This is a genomic window from Pseudomonas sp. H9 (assembly GCF_004353925.1).
Taxonomy (GTDB): Bacteria; Pseudomonadota; Gammaproteobacteria; order Pseudomonadales; family Pseudomonadaceae; genus Aquipseudomonas.
On the sequence record NZ_SMOK01000029.1, the window covers coordinates 37,351 to 54,874 of the forward strand.

The window sequence follows — 17,524 nt, forward strand, 5'->3', positions numbered from 1 at the left end:
AGACGTGAACAACAACAAGTTTTCCCCGCGTTTTGCCCCACGCTTGCGTACCCGATTGTTACCTCTGGCGTTGGCCCTGGCGGTCAACGGTGGCATCGCCAGCAGCTACGCTGACGAGCCAGCTACCTCTATCCAGATCCAGGCCCAACCGCTGGCCTCGGCCCTGAGCCAATTGGGACAGCAAACCTCGCTGCAACTGTTCTTCAGCCCGGAACTGGTCGCTGGCAAGCAAGCACCGGCCGTCTCCGGCACGTTGGCTCCGGAGCAGGCACTGCAGGCGCTGCTGCAAGGCAGTGGGCTGACTTACGAGATTTCCCAGGGCACCGTCGTGCTCAAGCCGGCTCAGAGCGCAGGCACCTTGACCACTGGCAGCCTCGAACTGGCACCCACCGACGTCAAAGTGGTGGGTGACTGGCTGGGAAACGCTGATGAAACCGTGGTGCAGAACCACCCGGGCGCGCGTACCGTGGTTCGTCGCGAGGCGATGATCGAAGAAGGCACGATGAACGTGCGTGATGCTCTGCGCGGCATTCCCGGTGTGCAGGTGCAGGACTCAAACGGCACCGGCGGCAGTGACATTGCATTGAACGTAGGCGTACGCGGCCTGACTTCCCGTTTGTCTCCGCGTTCCACCGTACTGATCGACGGCATCCCGGCAGCCTTCGCCCCCTATGGTCAGCCGCAGTTGTCCATGGCGCCGATCTCCTCTGGCAACCTCGACAGTATTGACGTTGTGCGCGGCGCAGGCTCGGTCCGTTATGGCCCGCAAAACGTGGGCGGGGTGATCAACTTCGTTACCCGGGCGATTCCGGAAAAGGCCACAGGCGAGTTGTCGACCACCATGGAAACGTCCCGTCATGGTGGCTGGAAGCACATCGAGTCGGCATTTCTCGGTGGTACCGCCGACAACGGCCTGGGCGCAGCGTTGCTGTACTCGGGAGTCAATGGCAATGGTTACCGCAGCAGTAACAACGACAATGACATCGATGACGTACTGCTCAAAACCCATTGGGCAGTGACCGACAGCGATGAGTTGTGGTTGAACTTCCACTATTACGACGCCAAGGCTGACATGCCCGGCGGTTTGACCCAAGCGCAGTTCGACGACGATCCCTATCAGTCCGACCGTGACTACGACAACTTCAGTGGTCGCCGCAAAGACGTGTCGCTCAAGTACCTGCGCCAGATCGACGATGTCACCCAGTTCGAAGTTCTGACCTACTACACCGACAGCTTCCGTGGCAGCAGCATCGCCGCCCGTGACCAGAAGACTTTGTCGTCGTACCCGCGCAGCTATCACACCTTCGGGATCGAGCCGCGCCTGTCGCGGATCTTCTTCGTCGGCCCGACTACCCAGGAAGTCAGTGTCGGTTATCGCTACCTCAAAGAGGCCATGCACGAGCAGGCTACTCGCCTGGCTCTGATCGACAACGTTCCGACCCCGGAGCCGGGCTCTGACGGTCATGTCTATCAGGACCGTACCGGTGGCACTGAAGCCAGTGCCTACTACATTGACGACAAGATCGATGTGGGTAACTGGACCATTACGCCGGGGATCCGTTTCGAACACATCAATACCGACTGGCATGAGCGCCCGGTGATCGGTACGGATGGCAAGCGCGTACAAGAGAAAAACCGCAGCATCACCAGCAACGAACCGTTGCCGGCGCTGAGTGTGATGTATCACCTGTCTGATGAGTGGAAGCTGTTCGCCAACTATGAAACCTCATTCGGCAGCCTGCAGTACTTCCAGTTGGGCCAGGGGGGCAAAGGCGACCAGACCGCCAATGGCCTGGAGCCGGAAAAAGCCAAGACCTATGAAGTCGGTACGCGCTACAACAACGGTATCTGGGGTGGTGAGCTGACCGCGTTCTACATCGACTTCGACGATGAGCTGCAATACATCAGCAATGACATTGGCTGGACCAACCTCGGCGCCACCAAGCACCAAGGTATCGAGGCCTCGGTGCGCTACGACCTGTCGGGCCTCGATCCGCGCTTGCAGGGCTTGAGCGCCAACGCTGGGTACACCTATACCCGCGCCACCTATGAAGGTGAAATCCCAGGCTTCAAAGGTCGTGACCTGCCGTTCTACTCGCGGCAAGTAGCCACTGCCGGCCTGCGTTACCAGATCAACCGCTGGACCTGGAACCTCGATGCTTTTGCTCAATCGAAGCAGCGCGCGCCGGGTACCGGGATGAACAAAGACGGCAGTTTCAACGGCAACTACATCACTGAGCCGAGTGCTGATGGCCAGTACGGCGACATCCCAGGTTATGTCACTTGGGCGGCGCGTGGTGGTTATGACTTTGGCCCGCAACTATCGAACCTGAAACTGGCTGCCGGGGTGAAGAACATCTTCGACAAGCAGTACTACACCCGTTCCAGCGATAACAACGCGGGGATCTACCTGGGTGAGCCGCGCACCTTCTATGTGCAGGCCAGCGTAGGCTTCTAACCCTAACCGGTGCTGTGAGTGGGAGCGGGCTTGCCCCGCGATTGCGATTTGTCAGTCATATCGCAATCGCGGGGCAAGCCCGCTCCTACAGGTGTGGTGTCAGGCCACGGCTTCAGCGGGGGAGACGATACTGGTCTTGCCGCCGCGCGAGCGCCCTGAGCTCAGGTAAGCGGCAATCGATTCCTGTGTTACTTCTCCCAGAAACACCTGCTCGGCATCGAGCACCGGCAACCACGAGCGATTGAACTCATACATGCGCGACAGCAAGATCCGCAGGTGTTCATCGTGGGCAGCGGTGGCGTTGAAGGGGCGCAGGAAGTCACCACAGCTGCCTTGCTGGCGGTGCAGGTCGCGCCGGCGCACGTAGCCTGTGGCTTTATTCTGCGCATCGGTCACCACCACGTAGCGCCGGTCGTGTTCGTCCATCAGCTCCAGTGCGTCATTGACCGGCGTTTGCGGGCTCACTGACGGGGCGTTGTCGGCGGCGTCTTCAGCACGTACCAGCAGCAGGCGCTTGAGGGTGCTGTCCTGGCCGACAAAGTTGCTGACAAAATCATCGGCCGGATGCGCCAGGAGCGTGTCGGGATGGTCGATCTGGATCAGCTTGCCGGCGCGGAAAATGGCGATCTTGTCGCCCAGTTTGATCGCCTCGTCGATGTCATGGCTGACCATGATCACCGTCTTGTTCAACGCACGCTGCATCTCGAAGAATTCGTTCTGGATCATCTCGCGGTTGATCGGGTCGACTGCGCCGAATGGCTCGTCCATCAACAGCAACGGAGCTTCGGCAGCCAGGGCGCGAATCACGCCGATTCGCTGTTGCTGGCCGCCCGATAGCTCACGCGGGTAGCGCTGCAAATATTGCTTGGGCTCAAGCTTGATCATGCTCATCAACTCGCGGGCGCGCTCGTGGCATTTTTGTTTGTCCCAGCCGAGCAGGCGCGGGACCACGGTAATGTTTTCTTCGATGGTCATGTTGGGGAACAGGCCGATCTGCTGAATGACATAACCAATACGCCGGCGCAGGGTCACTTCATCAAGGCCGCTGGTGTCTTCGCCGTTGATCAGCACCTTTCCTGAGGTGGGTGTAATCAGGCGGTTGATCATTTTCAAGGTGGTGCTCTTGCCGCAACCGGACGGGCCGAGGAATACGCAAATCTCGCCTTCATTGACGGTCAGGCTCACGGCATCGACAGCTTTGACGTCTTTGCCGTTGGCGTGGAAGGTCTTGCTCAGGTTTTGAAGTTCGATCATTTGCGCAGTCCTTCTGGAGTCAGGGCACGTTGCAGGGTTTGCAGCAGCAGGTCAGCAAAGATGGCCAACAGGCTCACCAGTACAGCGCCAACTAGCAGCATCGACATGTCGCTACGGCTGATGGAGGTCAGGATCAGGACGCCGAGGCCACCGGCACCAATGGTGGCGGCGATGGTCATGACGCCAATGTTCATCACCACGGCGGTACGCACACCGGCGAGGATCACCGGCACGGCGATGGGCAGCTCGACCATGCGCAGGCGTTGGCCGAAGGTCATACCGATGCCGCGCGCGGCTTCACGGATACCGGGCTCGACATTGGTCAGCGCCAGGTAGGTGTTGCGCAGGATCGGCAGCAGTGAATAGAGGAATACCGCCGTGATTGCCGGTAATGGTCCCAGCCCCTGGCCAAACTTCGAATAGAACGGCAGCAACAAGCCAAACAGGGCGATGGACGGAATGGTCAGTAGAACCGTAGCGCAGGCTTGCAGCGGGCCGGCGAGGGCGGGAAAGCGGGTCATCAGGATGCCCAGCGGCACACCGAACAAGATGGCAAGGCTGACGGCAATACCGACCAGCGTGATGTGTTGCCAGGTCAGGTGCAGGACCTGGGCCCAGTCCAGGTGAGCGAAGGTATCGAGCATGGTCATGGCTGCTCCTGTGCGGGTGGATGCTGGCGCAGGTACTCGGTGGCGACCTTGCCGGGGCTCTGGTGCTCGACGTCGACTTTGGCGTTGAGCTCACGCATCGTTTGGTCATCCAGTTGCTCGGCCAGTGGCTTGAGCAGGGTGGCCAGCTGCGGGTGAGCGTCGAGAATTTCTTTGCGTACGACGGGCGCGGCGGTGTAGTCGGGGAAGTAATGTTTGTCGTCTTCGAGCAGTTTCAGATTGAAGGCGCTCAGGCGGCCATCGGTGGTGTACACCAAGCCACTGAATACCTGGCCGTTGCGCAAGGCGGTGTACACCAGGCCTGCATCCATCTGACGGATGTTGCGGCGGGTCAGTTGCAAGTCGTAGGTGTCGGTGAGACCGACCAGGCCATCGGGACGGTTGGCGAACTCGGTGTCCAGGGCCAGCACGTGGTCGCGGTCCTTTTCTTCCCGCAGCACCTGGTTCAGTTGGCTGATGGTGTTTACCTGCGGGTACTGCTCAGCAATCTTGCGCGGCAAGGCCAGGGCGTAGGTGTTGCTGAACTTCGAAGGTGTCAGCCAGACCAAGCCTTTTTTCGCGTCCAGCGCTTTGACCTTGGCATAGGTGGCTGCCGCGCTGGGCATGCGCTCATCGATATGGTTATAGGACACCAGCGATACACCGGTGTATTCCCAGACCAGATCCAGCTGTCCGGTTTCATGGGCGCTGCGGGCCAGGTTGCTGCCCAATCCGCCGGTGATGCGTACGTCGAAACCATTCTGATTGAGGTAATGGGCGGTGATTTCGGCCAGTACGCTCTGCTCGGTGAACACCCGCGCGCCGAGGCGAATCACAGGCTTTGTCGCGGCTTGGGCAAATCCCGAGAACAGCAGGGCCGCGCCCAGTAACAAGGCGATTCTTTTCATTGGAGTTCCTTCGCTTAGTGGGCCAGGCCGCGTTCAAGCCAACGCCGACTGCCTTGCGCCACCAGGGCGTCAAGCAACAGGGCGAGCAGAGCGGTGCAAGCAGCGCCGAGCAGCAGTTGCGGCTGATTGTTCAGGGCAATGCCGGGAAAAATCAGGCTGCCCAGACTGTTGGCGCCGATCAGGAACGACAGTGGCGCGGTGCCGACGTTGATCGCCAACGCCACTCGCACACCGCCGACGATAATCGGCACGGCATTGGGCAACTCCACTCGCCACAGACTTTGACGAGGTGTCATGCCGATGCCGGTGGCAGCTTCTTTAAGCGAGGCGGGAACGTTTTTCAGGCCTTCGTAGGTGTTGCGCACGATTGGCAGAAGTGAGGCGAGGAACAAAGCGAAGATCGCCGGACCTGCACCGATGCCCAGGAAACTCAGGGCAATGGCCAGAACGGCCAGGGGAGGGATGGTGTTGCCAATATTGAAAAACTGCATGAAGCGTTCGGCGCGGTCGACCCTGTGTGGTCGACTCAAGGCAATCCCAGCGGGTATGCCCACGGCTAACGCCGCCACCATCGACAGCAGCACCAGCATCAGGTGCGCTTGCAGGTAGAACCACAGATCAGCGCGGTAATGCACGATCGTATCAATGCCGATCCAGTGGATCAGCAGGGCCAGGATGACGAGCGCAAAGGCACATCCCATCAGCCCCTTGCCATAGCGTTTAGCCACAGGCGGACTCCTTTTTTTGTCGGCGAACACACTCCCGTGGCGGTCACCATTCCAGGTGACAGGCAGCGTGATCGCGATAAGCAGCGCGTTTTCCGGACCGGATCAACACGCCATGAGCGAAGCCTCGTCAGGCTCGTAGTGCTAGTGAAACCAACCCTGACGAACGGTCATGACCGGTTGCAAATCAGGGGAGTGGACGCCTCCACAGCCGTAAAGGTTCCCATCTGAAGCGGCATTTGGCCAGTGTTAATCCCTGGGTTGTATGAAAATTCGCGCAAAAAAACCGGGCGTTTCCTCCCTGTGGTCATTGAGTTGCCTGCTATCTGGCCATTCGTCATGAAGTTCAGCATTGCGGAGGATTTTTATGACAGTCGATTGAGGGAATAGTCCCCTGAGGGTATTTTCTTGCGAAGGTCAATCAGGTTCAGTGATGAGTTTCTTTCGGATTTCGAAGGCTTGAATGAAGAAATCCGGGACGAACTGCTCAGCCACCTGAAGATGCTGGAGAGGCTTGGGCCGGCACTTGGTCGCCCGCGCGTGGATACGCTAAAAGGATCTCGGCATCACAACATGAAGGAACTGAGGTTTGACGTTCTAAAGGGTGTCTGGCGAGTGGCTTTTGCGTTTGATCCGAAGCGATGTGCAGTTGTTCTTGTTGCGGGCGACAAGTCTGGAGTAAGCCAGCAACGGTTTTACCGAAAGCTGATCCGGCATGCCGATGAGCGTTTTGATAGGTATTTGTCAGGAGGTCAGGAACATGTCAAAAACACTAGATGAAGTCATTGACCGTCTTTCACCTGAACGACGGGCACGAATAGAGCAGCGCGGGCACGAGTTGATTCGTGAAGAAATGACACTGCAGGCGCTGCGTAAACAGTTGGCGCTTACCCAAGAAGGTATGGCCGAACGCCTGGAGATTCGTCAGGCGAATGTTTCCAAGGTTGAAAGGCGCAGCGACATGTTGATTTCGACCCTGCGCACCTATGTGGAAGCCATGGGGGGGACACTTGAGCTAGTTGCGCATATGCCCGGTCGCGGACCTGTAACCCTTGAGGGTTTCGCTGACGGTTCGGCGGCACATAAATAACGTGCTTGGCATTGCGTGCGACCGACGGGGAGATCAGATTTTGGTCCCCGTCCGACTTCAGGTATGATATCGCCCCTTTTTTCAATCCCCAGTCAGGCGATTTCCCATGACCAACCAGGCCGCCGAAGTCGCGAAGCGCCGCACTTTCGCCATTATTTCCCACCCCGACGCCGGTAAAACCACCATCACCGAAAAGCTCTTGCTGATGGGCAAGGCAATCGCCGTTGCCGGTACCGTGAAGTCGCGTAAGTCCGACCGCCATGCCACCTCCGACTGGATGGAGATGGAGAAGCAGCGTGGTATCTCGATTACCACCTCGGTCATGCAGTTCCCGTACCGCGAGCACATGATCAACCTGCTCGACACCCCCGGTCACGAAGACTTCTCGGAAGACACCTACCGCACCCTGACTGCGGTGGACTCGGCGCTGATGGTGCTCGACGGCGGTAAAGGCGTTGAGCCACGGACCATCGCCCTGATGGACGTGTGCCGCCTGCGTGACACGCCGATTGTCAGCTTCATCAACAAACTCGACCGTGATATCCGCGACCCGATCGAACTGCTCGACGAGATCGAGGCGGTACTGAAGATCAAGGCCGCGCCAATCACCTGGCCGATTGGTTGCTACCGTGATTTCAAAGGTGTGTACCACCTTGCGGGCGATTACATCATTGTCTACACCCCGGGCCACGGCCACGAGCGTACCGAGGTGAAGATCATCGAGAAGCTCGACTCCGACGAAGCCCGCGCCCACCTGGGTGACGAATACGAGCGCTTCCTCGAACAACTGGAGCTGGTGCAGGGCGCCTGCCATGAGTTCGACCAGGACGAGTTCATGCGCGGCGAGCTGACGCCAGTGTTCTTCGGTACCGCCCTTGGCAACTTTGGTGTCGACCATGTGCTCGATGCCGTTGTCGATTGGGCGCCACGCCCATTGGCACGGGTTGCCAACGAGCGCAGCGTCGAGCCGACCGAAGAGAAGTTCAGTGGCTTCGTGTTCAAGATCCAGGCAAACATGGACCCTAAACACCGCGACCGTATCGCGTTCATGCGCATCTGTTCCGGGCGTTATGAAAAGGGCATGAAAATGCGCCATGTGCGCACCGGCAAAGACCTGCGTATCGGCGACGCGCTGACCTTCTTCTCATCCGAGCGTGAGCAACTGGATGAGGCCTGGGCCGGTGACATCATTGGTTTGCACAACCATGGCACCATCCAGATCGGGGACACCTTCACCGAAGGCGAAGCCCTGGGCTTCACCGGTATCCCGCACTTTGCCCCGGAACTGTTCCGCCGCGTGCGCCTGAAAGACCCGCTCAAGTCCAAGCAATTGCGTCAGGGCTTGCAGCAGCTGGCCGAAGAAGGTGCCACCCAGGTGTTCTTCCCGGAGCGCAGCAACGACATCATCCTGGGAGCCGTGGGTGTGCTGCAGTTCGATGTGGTCGCCAGCCGCCTGAAGGAAGAGTACAAGGTCGAGTGCGCTTACGAGCCGATTACTGTTTGGTCCGCACGCTGGATCAGCTGTGACGACAAGAAGAAGCTTGAGGAATTCCAGAACAAGGCCATGGAAAACCTGGCCGTCGACGGTGGTGGTCACCTGACCTACCTGGCCCCGACCCGGGTCAACCTGTCGCTGATGGAAGAGCGTTGGCCGGATGTGAAATTCCGCGCTACTCGCGAGCATCATTGATTTAAGCTTTAAGCTTTAAGCTTTAAGCTTTAAGCTTTAAGCTTTAAGCTTTAAGCTGTGAGAAAAAGCAGGCCGGTACGCGGCCTGCTTTTTTTTTTGGCTAAAAGCTTGGCGCTAATTTTCCCTCTGCGTTTTACCTCGTCAGCCCTGTTGAATACAGCCTTGCCAACCACTCCGACGAGTGCTCGGCACAGCATGAAAAAATCCAGGGAGTGAAAAATGGCGACGATTCAACATAGCTACGATCGATCTTTTATTGCCTACATTGCGTGTACCACACCGGGGTACGAGGGCTACCTTGATTGTGCGACGTTGGTGCTAAAAGATGGCCAGGTCGGGCGGCTTGCCGATGATTGGATGATTGTGACATCGGAAGTGGTTCGCGAACCGCATCGCTTCTGGTTTCGCTGTCTGTTTGACGAGTCCCGCGGTCGCCCTTACTACGATATTCAGTCTTGGAGCCGTCGGACCGGTCGGGATTTCAACTCCAAGAAGCGCCATCTGGACCGCAGTTACAACGGATACCCAGGGCTCTACGAGGTAGCTCCCGAAGATGACAATCTGTGGAAGGTGATAACTCTTCAGGACGGTAAGTTTGCAAGCATGACCTCGATTGTGGAGGTCGGGCAGAAAGTCGAAGCGCGAATCACTACACGTGACAATGATGTGCTCCAGGCTGGCGGCTGCAGGGTGGTTGGCGACGGCTGGTTTGCCTCGGTCTGCACCAGCGGCGGGCAGGAGTTGGACCTGAGCTTGGAAATCCTCGATATTGGCGAGGAGTTGCTAGACGACCAATGATTGATAGGCCTGTGTTTCGAACAATGGTCGGGATGCAGGCCTTGGTCCTCGGTAAACCTGCTCCCACAGCTTAAGGCTTTCTAGTCTGTGGGAGCGGTATTCTCAGTTCCCCGCTTTGATGCTGGTCCACATCCGCGTACGAATGCGGTCGATTTTGGCCGGCATTGCCTCCAGTGCGTACAGCTTGCCGAGCATTGCATCGCTCGGGTAGATCATGGTGTTGGCCTTCAGGGCCGGGTCTACCAGTGTGTCCGCTTTGTGGTTGCCGTTGGCGTATTGCACGTAATCGCTGATGTTGGCCATCACCTCTGGTTGCAGCAGGTAGTTCATGTAGGCGTAGCCGGCTTTTTCATCCGGGGCATCGGCCGGCATGGCGACCATGTCAAACCACATTGGCGCGCCTTCTTTCGGGATCGAATAACCGACTTTGACGCCGTTCTTCGCTTCCTCTGCACGGTTTTTCGCCTGCAGCACATCGCCGGAGAAACCCACCACTACGCAGACATCGCCATTGGCCAGGTCGCCGGTGTATTTGGAGGAGTGGAAGTAGCTGATGTAGGGGCGCACTTTCATCAGCAGCGCTTTGGCTTTGTCGTAGTCTTTCGGATCCTGGCTGTGGTGCGGCAGGCCCAGGTAGTGCAGGGCGATGGGCAGCAGTTCCGGGCCGTTATCCAGCACCGCGACGCCACAGCTTTTCAGCTTGCTGATGTATTCGGGTTTGAAGATCAGGTCCCAGGAATCCACTGGTGCGTTGTCACCCAGCACCGCTTTGACCTTATCGATGTTGTAGCCGATGCCGGTACTGCCCCACAGGTAAGGGAAGCCGTACTGGTTGCCCGGGTCGTTGACCTCCAGCGCCTTAAGAAGCACCGGATTGAGGTTCTGCCAGTTGGGCAGTTGGCTCTTGTCGAGTTTCTTCAGCGCTTTGCCCTGGATCTGCCGGGCCATGAAGTGGTTGGAAGGGAACACCACGTCATAGCCGGAGTTGCCCGTCATCAGCTTGCCGTCGAGGGTTTCATTGCTGTCGAAGACGTCGTAGGTCGGCACGATACCGCTGGCTTGCTGGAAGTTTTTCAGGGTGTCGGGGGCGATGTAGCTGGACCAGTTGTAAATCTTCACCGAGTCAGCTGCCTGGGCCATGGACGTAGCCAACAACAATGGGGCGATGAGCAATGGGCGCATGTCTGGATTCCTTGCTTTGTCTGTTTTTATCGAAGGAGGCAGGCGATCAAACGATCAGAAAATCAATACGTAGGTTTTGCGCACGGTTTCCTGGATGTCCCAGATTCCGGTGCTGTTGGCGGGCAGCATGATGGCGTCGCCGGCTTCGATGGTCAGCGGCTCACCACCATCCGGGGTGAAGGTGCAGCGGCCCTTGATGAAGTGACAGAACTCCTGCTGCACAATCTGGCGGCGCCAACGCCCAGGGGTGCATTCCCAGATTCCGGTTTCGACGCCATCGGTGCGTTCGACTGCGGTGACCGAGGCAATCGAGACGGGTTCACCGAGGGGCACGGCGACCGGGTTCGATTCTTGTAAAGCGACGCTGTCGGTGTTCTTGAACTGGGTAATGCTCATAGCGGTGAATCCTGTGCAGGGGGATCGAAAAGTCAGCGCATGAAACCTTCCATGAAGTCCGCAACACCAATGGCCAGACGGCGGCGCCACGGCGCGCTGTCGGGGTTGGCGAGGGTCTGGTCCTCATGGACGAAACTCTTGATGATGGCGTTGTAGCCCAACCAGCGGCATGGCTCCGGTTCCCAGCCTTTGAGCCGCGCCAGTGTGCTGTCGGGGTGGACCCAGGGTTGTTCAGTCAGCTCACTGCGCCGCTCCAGAATCAGGTCGGCAACTGTGCGCCCGCCCAGGTTGGCCGCACCGACACCTTCACCACCGTAGCCACCGGCCAAGGCGATGCCTTGTTTGCGGTCACACAGCATGTGCGGCTGGAAGCGCCGGGCCATACCCAGGTTGCCGCCCCAGGCGTGGGTGATGGCGACGTCCTTGAGTTGCGGGAACAACTCGCCGAACAGGTAGCGGCGCAATTCGATTTCGCTACTGGTGAGGTCGAAGTTCTCGCGCAGGCGCCCGGCAAAGCGGTAGCCGCCACGGGCACCGAACACCAGACGGTTGTCGGCGCTGCGCTGGCCGTAGGTCACCTGGCGGCTGTTTTCGCTGAACGCCTGGCCGCGGTTGAGGCCAATTTTTTCCCAGACCTGTTCCGGCAGCGGTTCGGTGGCCACGATCAGGCTTTGCACCGGCATTTGGTAACGGCCCAGCGGCGGCAGGTTGACCGAGTAGCCTTCAACGGCTGGCACCAGCCACTGACACTTGACCCGTGCTTGCGCGGTACGCACTTCTCCTGCGCGCCAGTCGATCACCGGGCTGTTTTCGTACAGGCGCACGCCCATGCTTTCCACCGTGCGTGCCAGGCTACGTACCAGCTTGGCCGGTTGGATGGTGGCCACATTGGGGTTGAAGATCGCTCCATAGGCTTTACGCACCCTTAGCTGGGTGGCTAGCTGTTCAGGGCTGAGCCAGCAGTAGTCGGCTTCGTTGAGCCCTTGCTTGTAGAGCTTGTTGAGGTAAGCGCGAAGGGTCGCTTGCTGCTCGGGGTAGCGTGCTGCGCAATACAGCACGCCTCCTTTGCGGTAGTCGCAGTCAATGGCTTCGCGTTCAAGCACGCGCTGCACTTCATCTGGAATGCCATGCAACAGGTCGTAGGAGGCGCGGCGTTGTGCCGGGGAGCTGGCGGCAAGCAGGCGGTCTTCACCCAGCAGGTTGCCCATCAGCCAGCCACCGTTGCGCCCGGAGGCTCCGAAGCCGGCGAAGTTGGCTTCAACGATAGCGATGTTCAACTGTGGCGCATGCTGCTTGAGGTAGTAGGCGGTCCACAGTCCGGTGTAACCCGCGCCGATGATGCAGACATCTACGTCCAGGTCGTGCTGCAACGCTGCACGCGTGCTCAGCGACTCATCGAGCTGGTCCATCCAAAGGCTGATTTTGCGCCATGCCTGCATGTTGTTCGGCTCCACATCCGTTACGGTCTGTGGCTGATCCTAGAAGCAGGCGGGGGCGCTTGTCTTAGCTGCGTGCACGCAGAGAATTCTGTTTCACCCAGGCTTTGGGCGAGAGCCCGGTGTGTTGGCGAAAACACTTGTAGAAGGCCGACAACGAATTGAAACCGGCGGCAAACGCCAGGTCATCGGTTTTGGCGTTGGCTGGCGCTTGTGCCAGGCCGTTGAGCAGGTGATGCAGACGCGCCTGATTGACGTATCGGTAGAAGCTCTGGCCGAGTACCTGGTTGAGCAGGTAGGAGATCTGGTTGCGGCTGTAACCGCTCTCGCGGGCGACCCGTTGCAGGTCCAGTTCCGGATCGAGATAGGGTTGCTGGCGCTGGAAATACTGTTCCAGGTCCTGGGCCATGGAACTCAATTGCCGAGGCGAAAGCCCCAAGCGGCTCATGGTCGGGCGCACGTCGCTTTGACTGGCGTCGGCTTTGGCTTCGCGGACCAGCGAGGCGTACTCATTGACCCGCCAGATCAGCCCGTCGCGTACGGTGATCGCTTCACTGGACTGGAAGGCCACCAGCCCATCGCCGCCGCGCAGGGTCACTTGGTACTGGATGAATGCAGTACAGCCATCGACGCGGATACGGTCGCTGTGGACGATGTCTTCGTCGGCTTCGCGCGGCATGCTGGCGCGTACGTATTCGCGCAGTTCGGCGAAGTGCATCACGCGGTTCTGAAAGAAATCGTTGTACTGGATATCGGGGTGGTACAAGGCCATCACCCCGTCGAGGTCGCGATGCTTCCAACACAGGTGATAACGCATGACGGTGGCGGCAGTTTCCGGGGTTTGTTCCGGGCCGTCGGGGAGTGGGGGTGGGGTCATTGGGAGATAGTGAGGGAGGGCTTAATCGCGGGTCAAGCCCGCTCCCACAGGGATGTTCACCACACCTGTGGAAGCGGGCTTGCCCCGCGATCGATTTACAAGAACTGCTCCGCGTAATGGCACGCCACCTGCCGCGTTCCCACCTGGCGGAACGCAGGCTCTTCAGACGCGCAACGTTCGGTGGCATACGGGCAGCGCTTGTGGAACGCGCAACCCGGCGGCGGGTTCAACGGGTTAGGCAGCTCGCCGGCGATCTTGATCTTCGGCTTGAGCGGATCCGGATGAATGGTCGGGGTGGCCGATAGCAGCGCCTGGGTGTAGGGGTGCAGCGGCTTGTTGTAGATATCCTCCTTGGGTCCCATTTCCGCCGGGCGCCCCAGGTACATCACCAACACTTGATCGGCGACATGACGCACCACCGCCAGGTTGTGGGAAATGAACACGTAAGCGGTGTTGAACTCTTTCTGCAGGTCCATGAACAGGTTCAGCACCTGGGCCTGGATCGACACATCGAGCGCCGAAGTCGGTTCGTCGGCAACCAGCACTTTGGGCTGCAGCATCATCGCCCGCGCCAGGGCGATGCGTTGGCGCTGGCCCCCGGAAAACATGTGCGGGTAGCGCTGATAGTGCTCCGGGCGCAGGCCAACCTGTTGCATCATGGCCTGAACCTTTTCGCGCCGTTCAGCTTTGGACAGGTTGGTGTTGATCAGCAGTGGCTCGGCCAACTGGTCACCGATTTTCTGCCGCGGGTTGAGCGAGGCGTAAGGGCTCTGGAACACCATCTGCACGTCTTTGCGCAGTTGCTTGCGTTCAGCCTTGTTAGCCCCGGCCACTTCCTGTCCGGCGATTTTCAGTGAACCGGAGGAGGGCTCTTCGATCAGGGTCAGCGCCCGTGCCAGGGTAGATTTGCCACAACCGGACTCACCGACCACCGCCAGGGTTTTGCCGGCTTCCAATTCAAACGACACCCCATTGAGCGCGCGGACCAGGGCGTGGCCTTTGAACAGGCCACGCGAAACTTCGTAGTGACGGGTCAGTTCACGGGCGGTAAGGACGACGGTCATTACGCCACCTCCTGGTTCAGCGGGTAGAAACAACGGACCTGGCTATGTGCCTGGGGATCAAGGGTCGGGCGCTGGCGCCGGCAGCTGTCTTGCACGTAGGGGCAGCGTGGCGACAGCAGGCAGCCTTCAGGGCGGTCGTAGCGGCCGGGAACGATACCGGGCAGGGTCGCCAGGCGCTCGGCGCCTTCGCTGTGCTCGGGAATCGCCGCCAGCAGGGCTTCGCTGTACGGGTGCGCAGGCACATCGAACAACTCGGGTACCTGGCCCACTTCCACCGCTTGCCCGGCATACATCACACACACGCGCTTAGCGGTTTCGGCGACCACGGCCAGGTCGTGGGTAATCAGGATCAGCGCCATGTTCTGCTCTTTCTGCAGATTGAGCAGCAGCTCCATGATTTGCGCCTGAATGGTCACGTCCAGCGCGGTGGTCGGCTCGTCGGCGATCAACAGCTTGGGTTCGCCGGCAATGGCCATGGCGATGGCCACGCGCTGGCTCATACCGCCCGACAGTTGGTGAGGGTAGGCGTCCAGGCGGCTTTCGGCGGCAGGGATCTCGACTTTTTTCAGCAGTTCCAGGGCGCGTTGGCGCGCCGCTTTACCGCGTAGGCCCAGGTGCTGGCGCAGCACCTCTTCGATTTGGAAGCCCACGGTGTAGCTTGGGTTGAGCGCGGTCATCGGGTCCTGGAAGACCATCGCCATATCCTTGCCGACCACCTTGCGCCGTTGCCGGCCGCTGAGTTTGAGCATGTTGGTGCCGTCGAAGGTCAGCGCGTCGGCAGTGATCCGTCCGGGGGCGTCGATCAGGCCCATCAGGGCCATCATGGTCACCGACTTGCCCGAGCCAGACTCGCCCACAATGGCCAGCACCTCACCTTCGTTTACCGTCAGGTCGAGGCCGTCCACCACGGGCACCGCATTGGCATCGCCAAAGCGCACATTCAGATTCTTGATTTCTAGAAGTGACATGGCGATCTCCTCAGGCGGCATTCTTGAGTTTCGGGTCCAGCGCGTCGCGCAGTCCGTCACCCATCAGGTTGATTGCCAGCACGCTGAGCAAAATTGTCAGGCCGGGCAGGCTTACCACCCACCAGGCGCGTTCGATGTAGTCGCGGGCCGAAGCCAGCATGGTGCCCCACTCAGGGGTAGGCGGCTGAACGCCCAGGCCGAGGAAGCCGAGGGCGGCGGCATCGAGAATTGCCGAGGAGAAACTCAAGGTGGCCTGAACGATCAGCGGCGCCATGCAGTTGGGCAGCACGGTGACGAACATCAGCCGTGGCAGTCCGGCACCGGCCAGGCGTGCAGCGGTGACGTAGTCACGGTTCAGTTCACCCATGACTGCAGCGCGGGTCAGACGCACGTAAGAGGGCAGCGACACGATGGCAATGGCGATCACGGTGTTGAGCAGGCCAGGGCCAAGGATGGCGACGATGGCTACGGCCAGCAGCAGCGATGGCAAGGCCAGCATCACGTCCATCAGGCGCATGATCGACGGGCCGAGGATGCGTGGAAAGAACCCGGCCAGCAGGCCGAGGAAAATCCCCGGAATCAGCGAGATCACCACCGACGAGAGGCCGATCATCAGCGACAGACGTGAACCCTGGATCAACCGCGAGAGCAGGTCGCGGCCCAGTTCATCCGTACCGAGAATGAACTGCCAGTTACCGCCTTCCAACCATACCGGTGGTGTCAGCAGGAAGTCGCGATACTGCTCGCTGGGGTTGTGCGGGGCGACCCAGGGCGCGAACAGTGCGCAAAACACAATCACGCTCATGAACATCAGCCCGGCGACGGCGCCTTTGTTGCGCGAAAACGCCTGCCAGAATTCTTTGTAAGGCGAGGGGTAGAGCAGGCTCTGGTCAACCGCAGTAGCTTGGGTGGTGACCGATTTGGCAAGTGGAGTTGTCATGACGGGGCCCTCAGCGCTGATGACGGATGCGTGGGTTGGCCAGGCCGTAGAGGATGTCTACGACGAAGTTGACCAGGATCACCAGGCAGGCAATCAGCAGAATGCCGTTCTGCACCACGGGGTAGTCACGGGCGCCGATGGCTTCAATCAGCCATTTGCCGATGCCCGGCCAGGAAAAGATGGTTTCGGTCAGCACTGCGCCGGCCAGCAGGGTGCCGACCTGCAGGCCGAACACGGTCAGTACCGGGATCAGAGCGTTACGCAGGCCATGCACGAACACCACCCGTGCTGGCGACAGGCCTTTGGCCCGAGCGGTACGGATGTAGTCTTCGCGCAGCACTTCGAGCATCGAGGAGCGGGTCATCCGGGCGATCACCGCCAGCGGAATAGTGCCCAGCACGATGGCCGGCAGAATCAAGTGCATCAGGGCGTCCTTGAACGCGCCTTCTTCATCGCTGAGCAGGGTGTCGATGAGCATGAAGCCGGTTTTCGGCTCGATGTCGTAGAGCAGGTCGATGCGCCCGGAAACCGGGGTCCAGCCGAGGCTGACCGAGAAGAACATGATCAGAATCAGGCCCCACCAGAAAATCGGCATCGAGTAACCCGCCAGGGATATCCCCATGACACCGTGGTCGAACAGTGAACCGCGCTTGAGGGCGGCGATTACCCCGGCCAGCAGGCCGATTATCCCGGCGAAGAACAAAGCCGCGATGGCCAGCTCCAGGGTCGCCGGAAACAGGGTGAGAAATTCGTTCCACACGCTTTCGCGGGTGCGCAGCGACTCGCCAAGATCCCCTTGCGCAAGTTTGCTGACATAGTCCAGGTACTGTTCTGGCAGTGGCTTGTTCAAGCCGAGGCGCTCCATGGCCTGGGCGTGCATTTCCGGGTCAACCCGGCGTTCCCCCATCATGACTTCTACCGGGTCACCGGGTATCAGCCGTATGAGCGCGAACGTCAGCAAGGTGATGCCGAAAAAGGTCGGGATCAATAGTCCCAGGCGCCGGGCAATAAAACTAAGCATCTTCTGGTGTACCTCATCAGCCGGTCAGGCATGCCCGCCAGCACCCGGGTAGAGCGCTGGCGGTCGTTCT

The 17,524-nt window shown here is 59.6% G+C and carries 17 protein-coding genes; 5 read left to right on the forward strand and 12 right to left on the reverse strand.

Going from position 1 to position 17,524, the window contains the following annotated elements; all coding sequences use genetic code 11:
- The first annotated feature begins 4 nt into the window (after nucleotides 1-4).
- The gene (locus E1573_RS21840) at nucleotides 5-2,458 is read left to right on the forward strand and encodes a TonB-dependent siderophore receptor (RefSeq protein WP_177494596.1); all 2,454 of its coding nucleotides are present in this window, start codon (nucleotides 5-7) and stop codon (nucleotides 2,456-2,458) included.
- A 99-nt stretch (nucleotides 2,459-2,557) separates the two neighbouring features.
- Here the strand turns inward: E1573_RS21840 and E1573_RS21845 are convergent, their stop codons facing one another.
- Genes E1573_RS21845 through E1573_RS21860 form a run of 4 tightly spaced genes read right to left on the reverse strand, consistent with a single transcriptional unit; the run spans nucleotide 2,558 to nucleotide 5,995 of the window.
- A complete protein-coding gene (locus E1573_RS21845) occupies nucleotides 2,558-3,712 on the reverse strand; it encodes a betaine/proline/choline family ABC transporter ATP-binding protein (RefSeq protein ID WP_133216636.1) in 1,155 nt (384 codons plus the stop codon).
- On the reverse strand, nucleotides 3,709-4,362 hold the full coding sequence (locus tag E1573_RS21850) for an ABC transporter permease (protein ID WP_133216637.1): 654 nt from the start codon (nucleotides 4,360-4,362) through the stop codon (nucleotides 3,709-3,711). The genes E1573_RS21845 and E1573_RS21850 overlap by 4 nt, the downstream gene beginning before the upstream one ends.
- On the reverse strand, nucleotides 4,359-5,267 hold the full coding sequence (locus E1573_RS21855) for a glycine betaine ABC transporter substrate-binding protein (protein WP_133216638.1): 909 nt from the start codon (nucleotides 5,265-5,267) through the stop codon (nucleotides 4,359-4,361). Before E1573_RS21855 ends, E1573_RS21850 begins: the two co-directional genes overlap by 4 nt.
- A 14-nt stretch (nucleotides 5,268-5,281) precedes the next feature.
- Nucleotides 5,282-5,995 (reverse strand): ABC transporter permease, encoded by a 714-nt coding sequence (locus tag E1573_RS21860; protein ID WP_133216639.1) that lies wholly within the window; start codon nucleotides 5,993-5,995, stop codon nucleotides 5,282-5,284.
- A gap of 456 nt (nucleotides 5,996-6,451) precedes the next feature.
- Here E1573_RS21860 and E1573_RS21865 point away from each other — a divergent pair, with 456 nt between their 5' ends.
- The 4 genes from E1573_RS21865 (at nucleotide 6,452) to E1573_RS21880 (ending at nucleotide 9,570) form a co-directional block, all read left to right on the forward strand.
- On the forward strand, nucleotides 6,452-6,772 hold the full coding sequence (locus E1573_RS21865; protein ID WP_256659599.1) for a type II toxin-antitoxin system RelE/ParE family toxin: 321 nt from the start codon (nucleotides 6,452-6,454) through the stop codon (nucleotides 6,770-6,772).
- A complete protein-coding gene (locus E1573_RS21870) occupies nucleotides 6,753-7,082 on the forward strand; it encodes an XRE family transcriptional regulator (protein WP_133216641.1) in 330 nt (109 codons plus the stop codon). Before E1573_RS21865 ends, E1573_RS21870 begins: the two co-directional genes overlap by 20 nt.
- A gap of 106 nt (nucleotides 7,083-7,188) precedes the next feature.
- Nucleotides 7,189-8,772, forward strand: a complete 1,584-nt coding sequence (locus tag E1573_RS21875; RefSeq protein ID WP_133216642.1) for a peptide chain release factor 3 — start codon at nucleotides 7,189-7,191, stop codon at nucleotides 8,770-8,772.
- A 219-nt stretch (nucleotides 8,773-8,991) separates the two neighbouring features.
- Nucleotides 8,992-9,570, forward strand: coding sequence for a hypothetical protein (locus E1573_RS21880; RefSeq protein WP_133216643.1), 579 nt, complete (start codon nucleotides 8,992-8,994; stop codon nucleotides 9,568-9,570).
- A gap of 102 nt (nucleotides 9,571-9,672) precedes the next feature.
- Here E1573_RS21880 and E1573_RS21885 read toward each other — a convergent pair whose 3' ends face one another.
- The 8 genes from E1573_RS21885 to E1573_RS21920 form a co-directional block, all read right to left on the reverse strand.
- Nucleotides 9,673-10,752: a polyamine ABC transporter substrate-binding protein gene (locus E1573_RS21885; protein ID WP_133216644.1), complete on the reverse strand. Its 1,080-nt coding sequence runs from the start codon at nucleotides 10,750-10,752 to the stop codon at nucleotides 9,673-9,675.
- Nucleotides 10,753-10,806: 54 nt separating this feature from the next.
- Entirely contained in the window at nucleotides 10,807-11,148 is a 342-nt protein-coding gene (locus E1573_RS21890; protein WP_133216645.1) for a cupin domain-containing protein, read from the reverse strand.
- A gap of 32 nt (nucleotides 11,149-11,180) precedes the next feature.
- A complete protein-coding gene (locus E1573_RS21895) occupies nucleotides 11,181-12,587 on the reverse strand; it encodes an FAD-binding oxidoreductase (protein ID WP_133216646.1) in 1,407 nt (468 codons plus the stop codon).
- Nucleotides 12,588-12,651: 64 nt separating this feature from the next.
- Nucleotides 12,652-13,461, reverse strand: a complete 810-nt coding sequence (locus tag E1573_RS21900) for a nuclear transport factor 2 family protein (RefSeq protein WP_133216647.1) — start codon at nucleotides 13,459-13,461, stop codon at nucleotides 12,652-12,654.
- A gap of 95 nt (nucleotides 13,462-13,556) precedes the next feature.
- Nucleotides 13,557-14,525, reverse strand: a complete 969-nt coding sequence (locus E1573_RS21905) for a peptide ABC transporter ATP-binding protein (protein ID WP_133216648.1) — start codon at nucleotides 14,523-14,525, stop codon at nucleotides 13,557-13,559.
- Nucleotides 14,525-15,493: an ABC transporter ATP-binding protein gene (locus E1573_RS21910; protein ID WP_133216649.1), complete on the reverse strand. Its 969-nt coding sequence runs from the start codon at nucleotides 15,491-15,493 to the stop codon at nucleotides 14,525-14,527. The genes E1573_RS21905 and E1573_RS21910 overlap by 1 nt, the downstream gene beginning before the upstream one ends.
- 10 nt (nucleotides 15,494-15,503) lie before the next feature.
- Nucleotides 15,504-16,433 carry an ABC transporter permease subunit gene (locus E1573_RS21915; protein ID WP_133216650.1) on the reverse strand — a complete coding sequence of 310 codons (930 nt, stop codon included), beginning with the start codon at nucleotides 16,431-16,433 and terminating at the stop codon, nucleotides 15,504-15,506.
- Nucleotides 16,434-16,443: 10 nt separating this feature from the next.
- Nucleotides 16,444-17,454 (reverse strand): ABC transporter permease subunit, encoded by a 1,011-nt coding sequence (locus tag E1573_RS21920; RefSeq protein ID WP_133216651.1) that lies wholly within the window; start codon nucleotides 17,452-17,454, stop codon nucleotides 16,444-16,446.
- Between the last annotated feature and the right edge of the window lie 70 nt (nucleotides 17,455-17,524).

What these genes read in the sequence shown, in the direction of transcription:
- E1573_RS21845 (WP_133216636.1), bottom strand. Translation starts at nt 3,712, where the DNA reads ATGATCGAACTTCAAAACCTGAGCAAGACCTTCCACGCCAACGGCAAA.
- E1573_RS21850 (WP_133216637.1), bottom strand. Translation starts at nt 4,362, where the DNA reads ATGACCATGCTCGATACCTTCGCTCACCTGGACTGGGCCCAGGTCCTG.
- E1573_RS21855 (WP_133216638.1), bottom strand. Translation starts at nt 5,267, where the DNA reads ATGAAAAGAATCGCCTTGTTACTGGGCGCGGCCCTGCTGTTCTCGGGA.
- E1573_RS21870 (WP_133216641.1), top strand. Translation starts at nt 6,753, where the DNA reads ATGTCAAAAACACTAGATGAAGTCATTGACCGTCTTTCACCTGAACGA.
- E1573_RS21875 (WP_133216642.1), top strand. Translation starts at nt 7,189, where the DNA reads ATGACCAACCAGGCCGCCGAAGTCGCGAAGCGCCGCACTTTCGCCATT.
- E1573_RS21880 (WP_133216643.1), top strand. Translation starts at nt 8,992, where the DNA reads ATGGCGACGATTCAACATAGCTACGATCGATCTTTTATTGCCTACATT.
- E1573_RS21885 (WP_133216644.1), bottom strand. Translation starts at nt 10,752, where the DNA reads ATGCGCCCATTGCTCATCGCCCCATTGTTGTTGGCTACGTCCATGGCC.
- E1573_RS21890 (WP_133216645.1), bottom strand. Translation starts at nt 11,148, where the DNA reads ATGAGCATTACCCAGTTCAAGAACACCGACAGCGTCGCTTTACAAGAA.
- E1573_RS21895 (WP_133216646.1), bottom strand. Translation starts at nt 12,587, where the DNA reads ATGCAGGCATGGCGCAAAATCAGCCTTTGGATGGACCAGCTCGATGAG.
- E1573_RS21900 (WP_133216647.1), bottom strand. Translation starts at nt 13,461, where the DNA reads ATGACCCCACCCCCACTCCCCGACGGCCCGGAACAAACCCCGGAAACT.
- E1573_RS21905 (WP_133216648.1), bottom strand. Translation starts at nt 14,525, where the DNA reads ATGACCGTCGTCCTTACCGCCCGTGAACTGACCCGTCACTACGAAGTT.
- E1573_RS21910 (WP_133216649.1), bottom strand. Translation starts at nt 15,493, where the DNA reads ATGTCACTTCTAGAAATCAAGAATCTGAATGTGCGCTTTGGCGATGCC.
- E1573_RS21915 (WP_133216650.1), bottom strand. Translation starts at nt 16,433, where the DNA reads ATGACAACTCCACTTGCCAAATCGGTCACCACCCAAGCTACTGCGGTT.
- E1573_RS21920 (WP_133216651.1), bottom strand. Translation starts at nt 17,454, where the DNA reads ATGCTTAGTTTTATTGCCCGGCGCCTGGGACTATTGATCCCGACCTTT.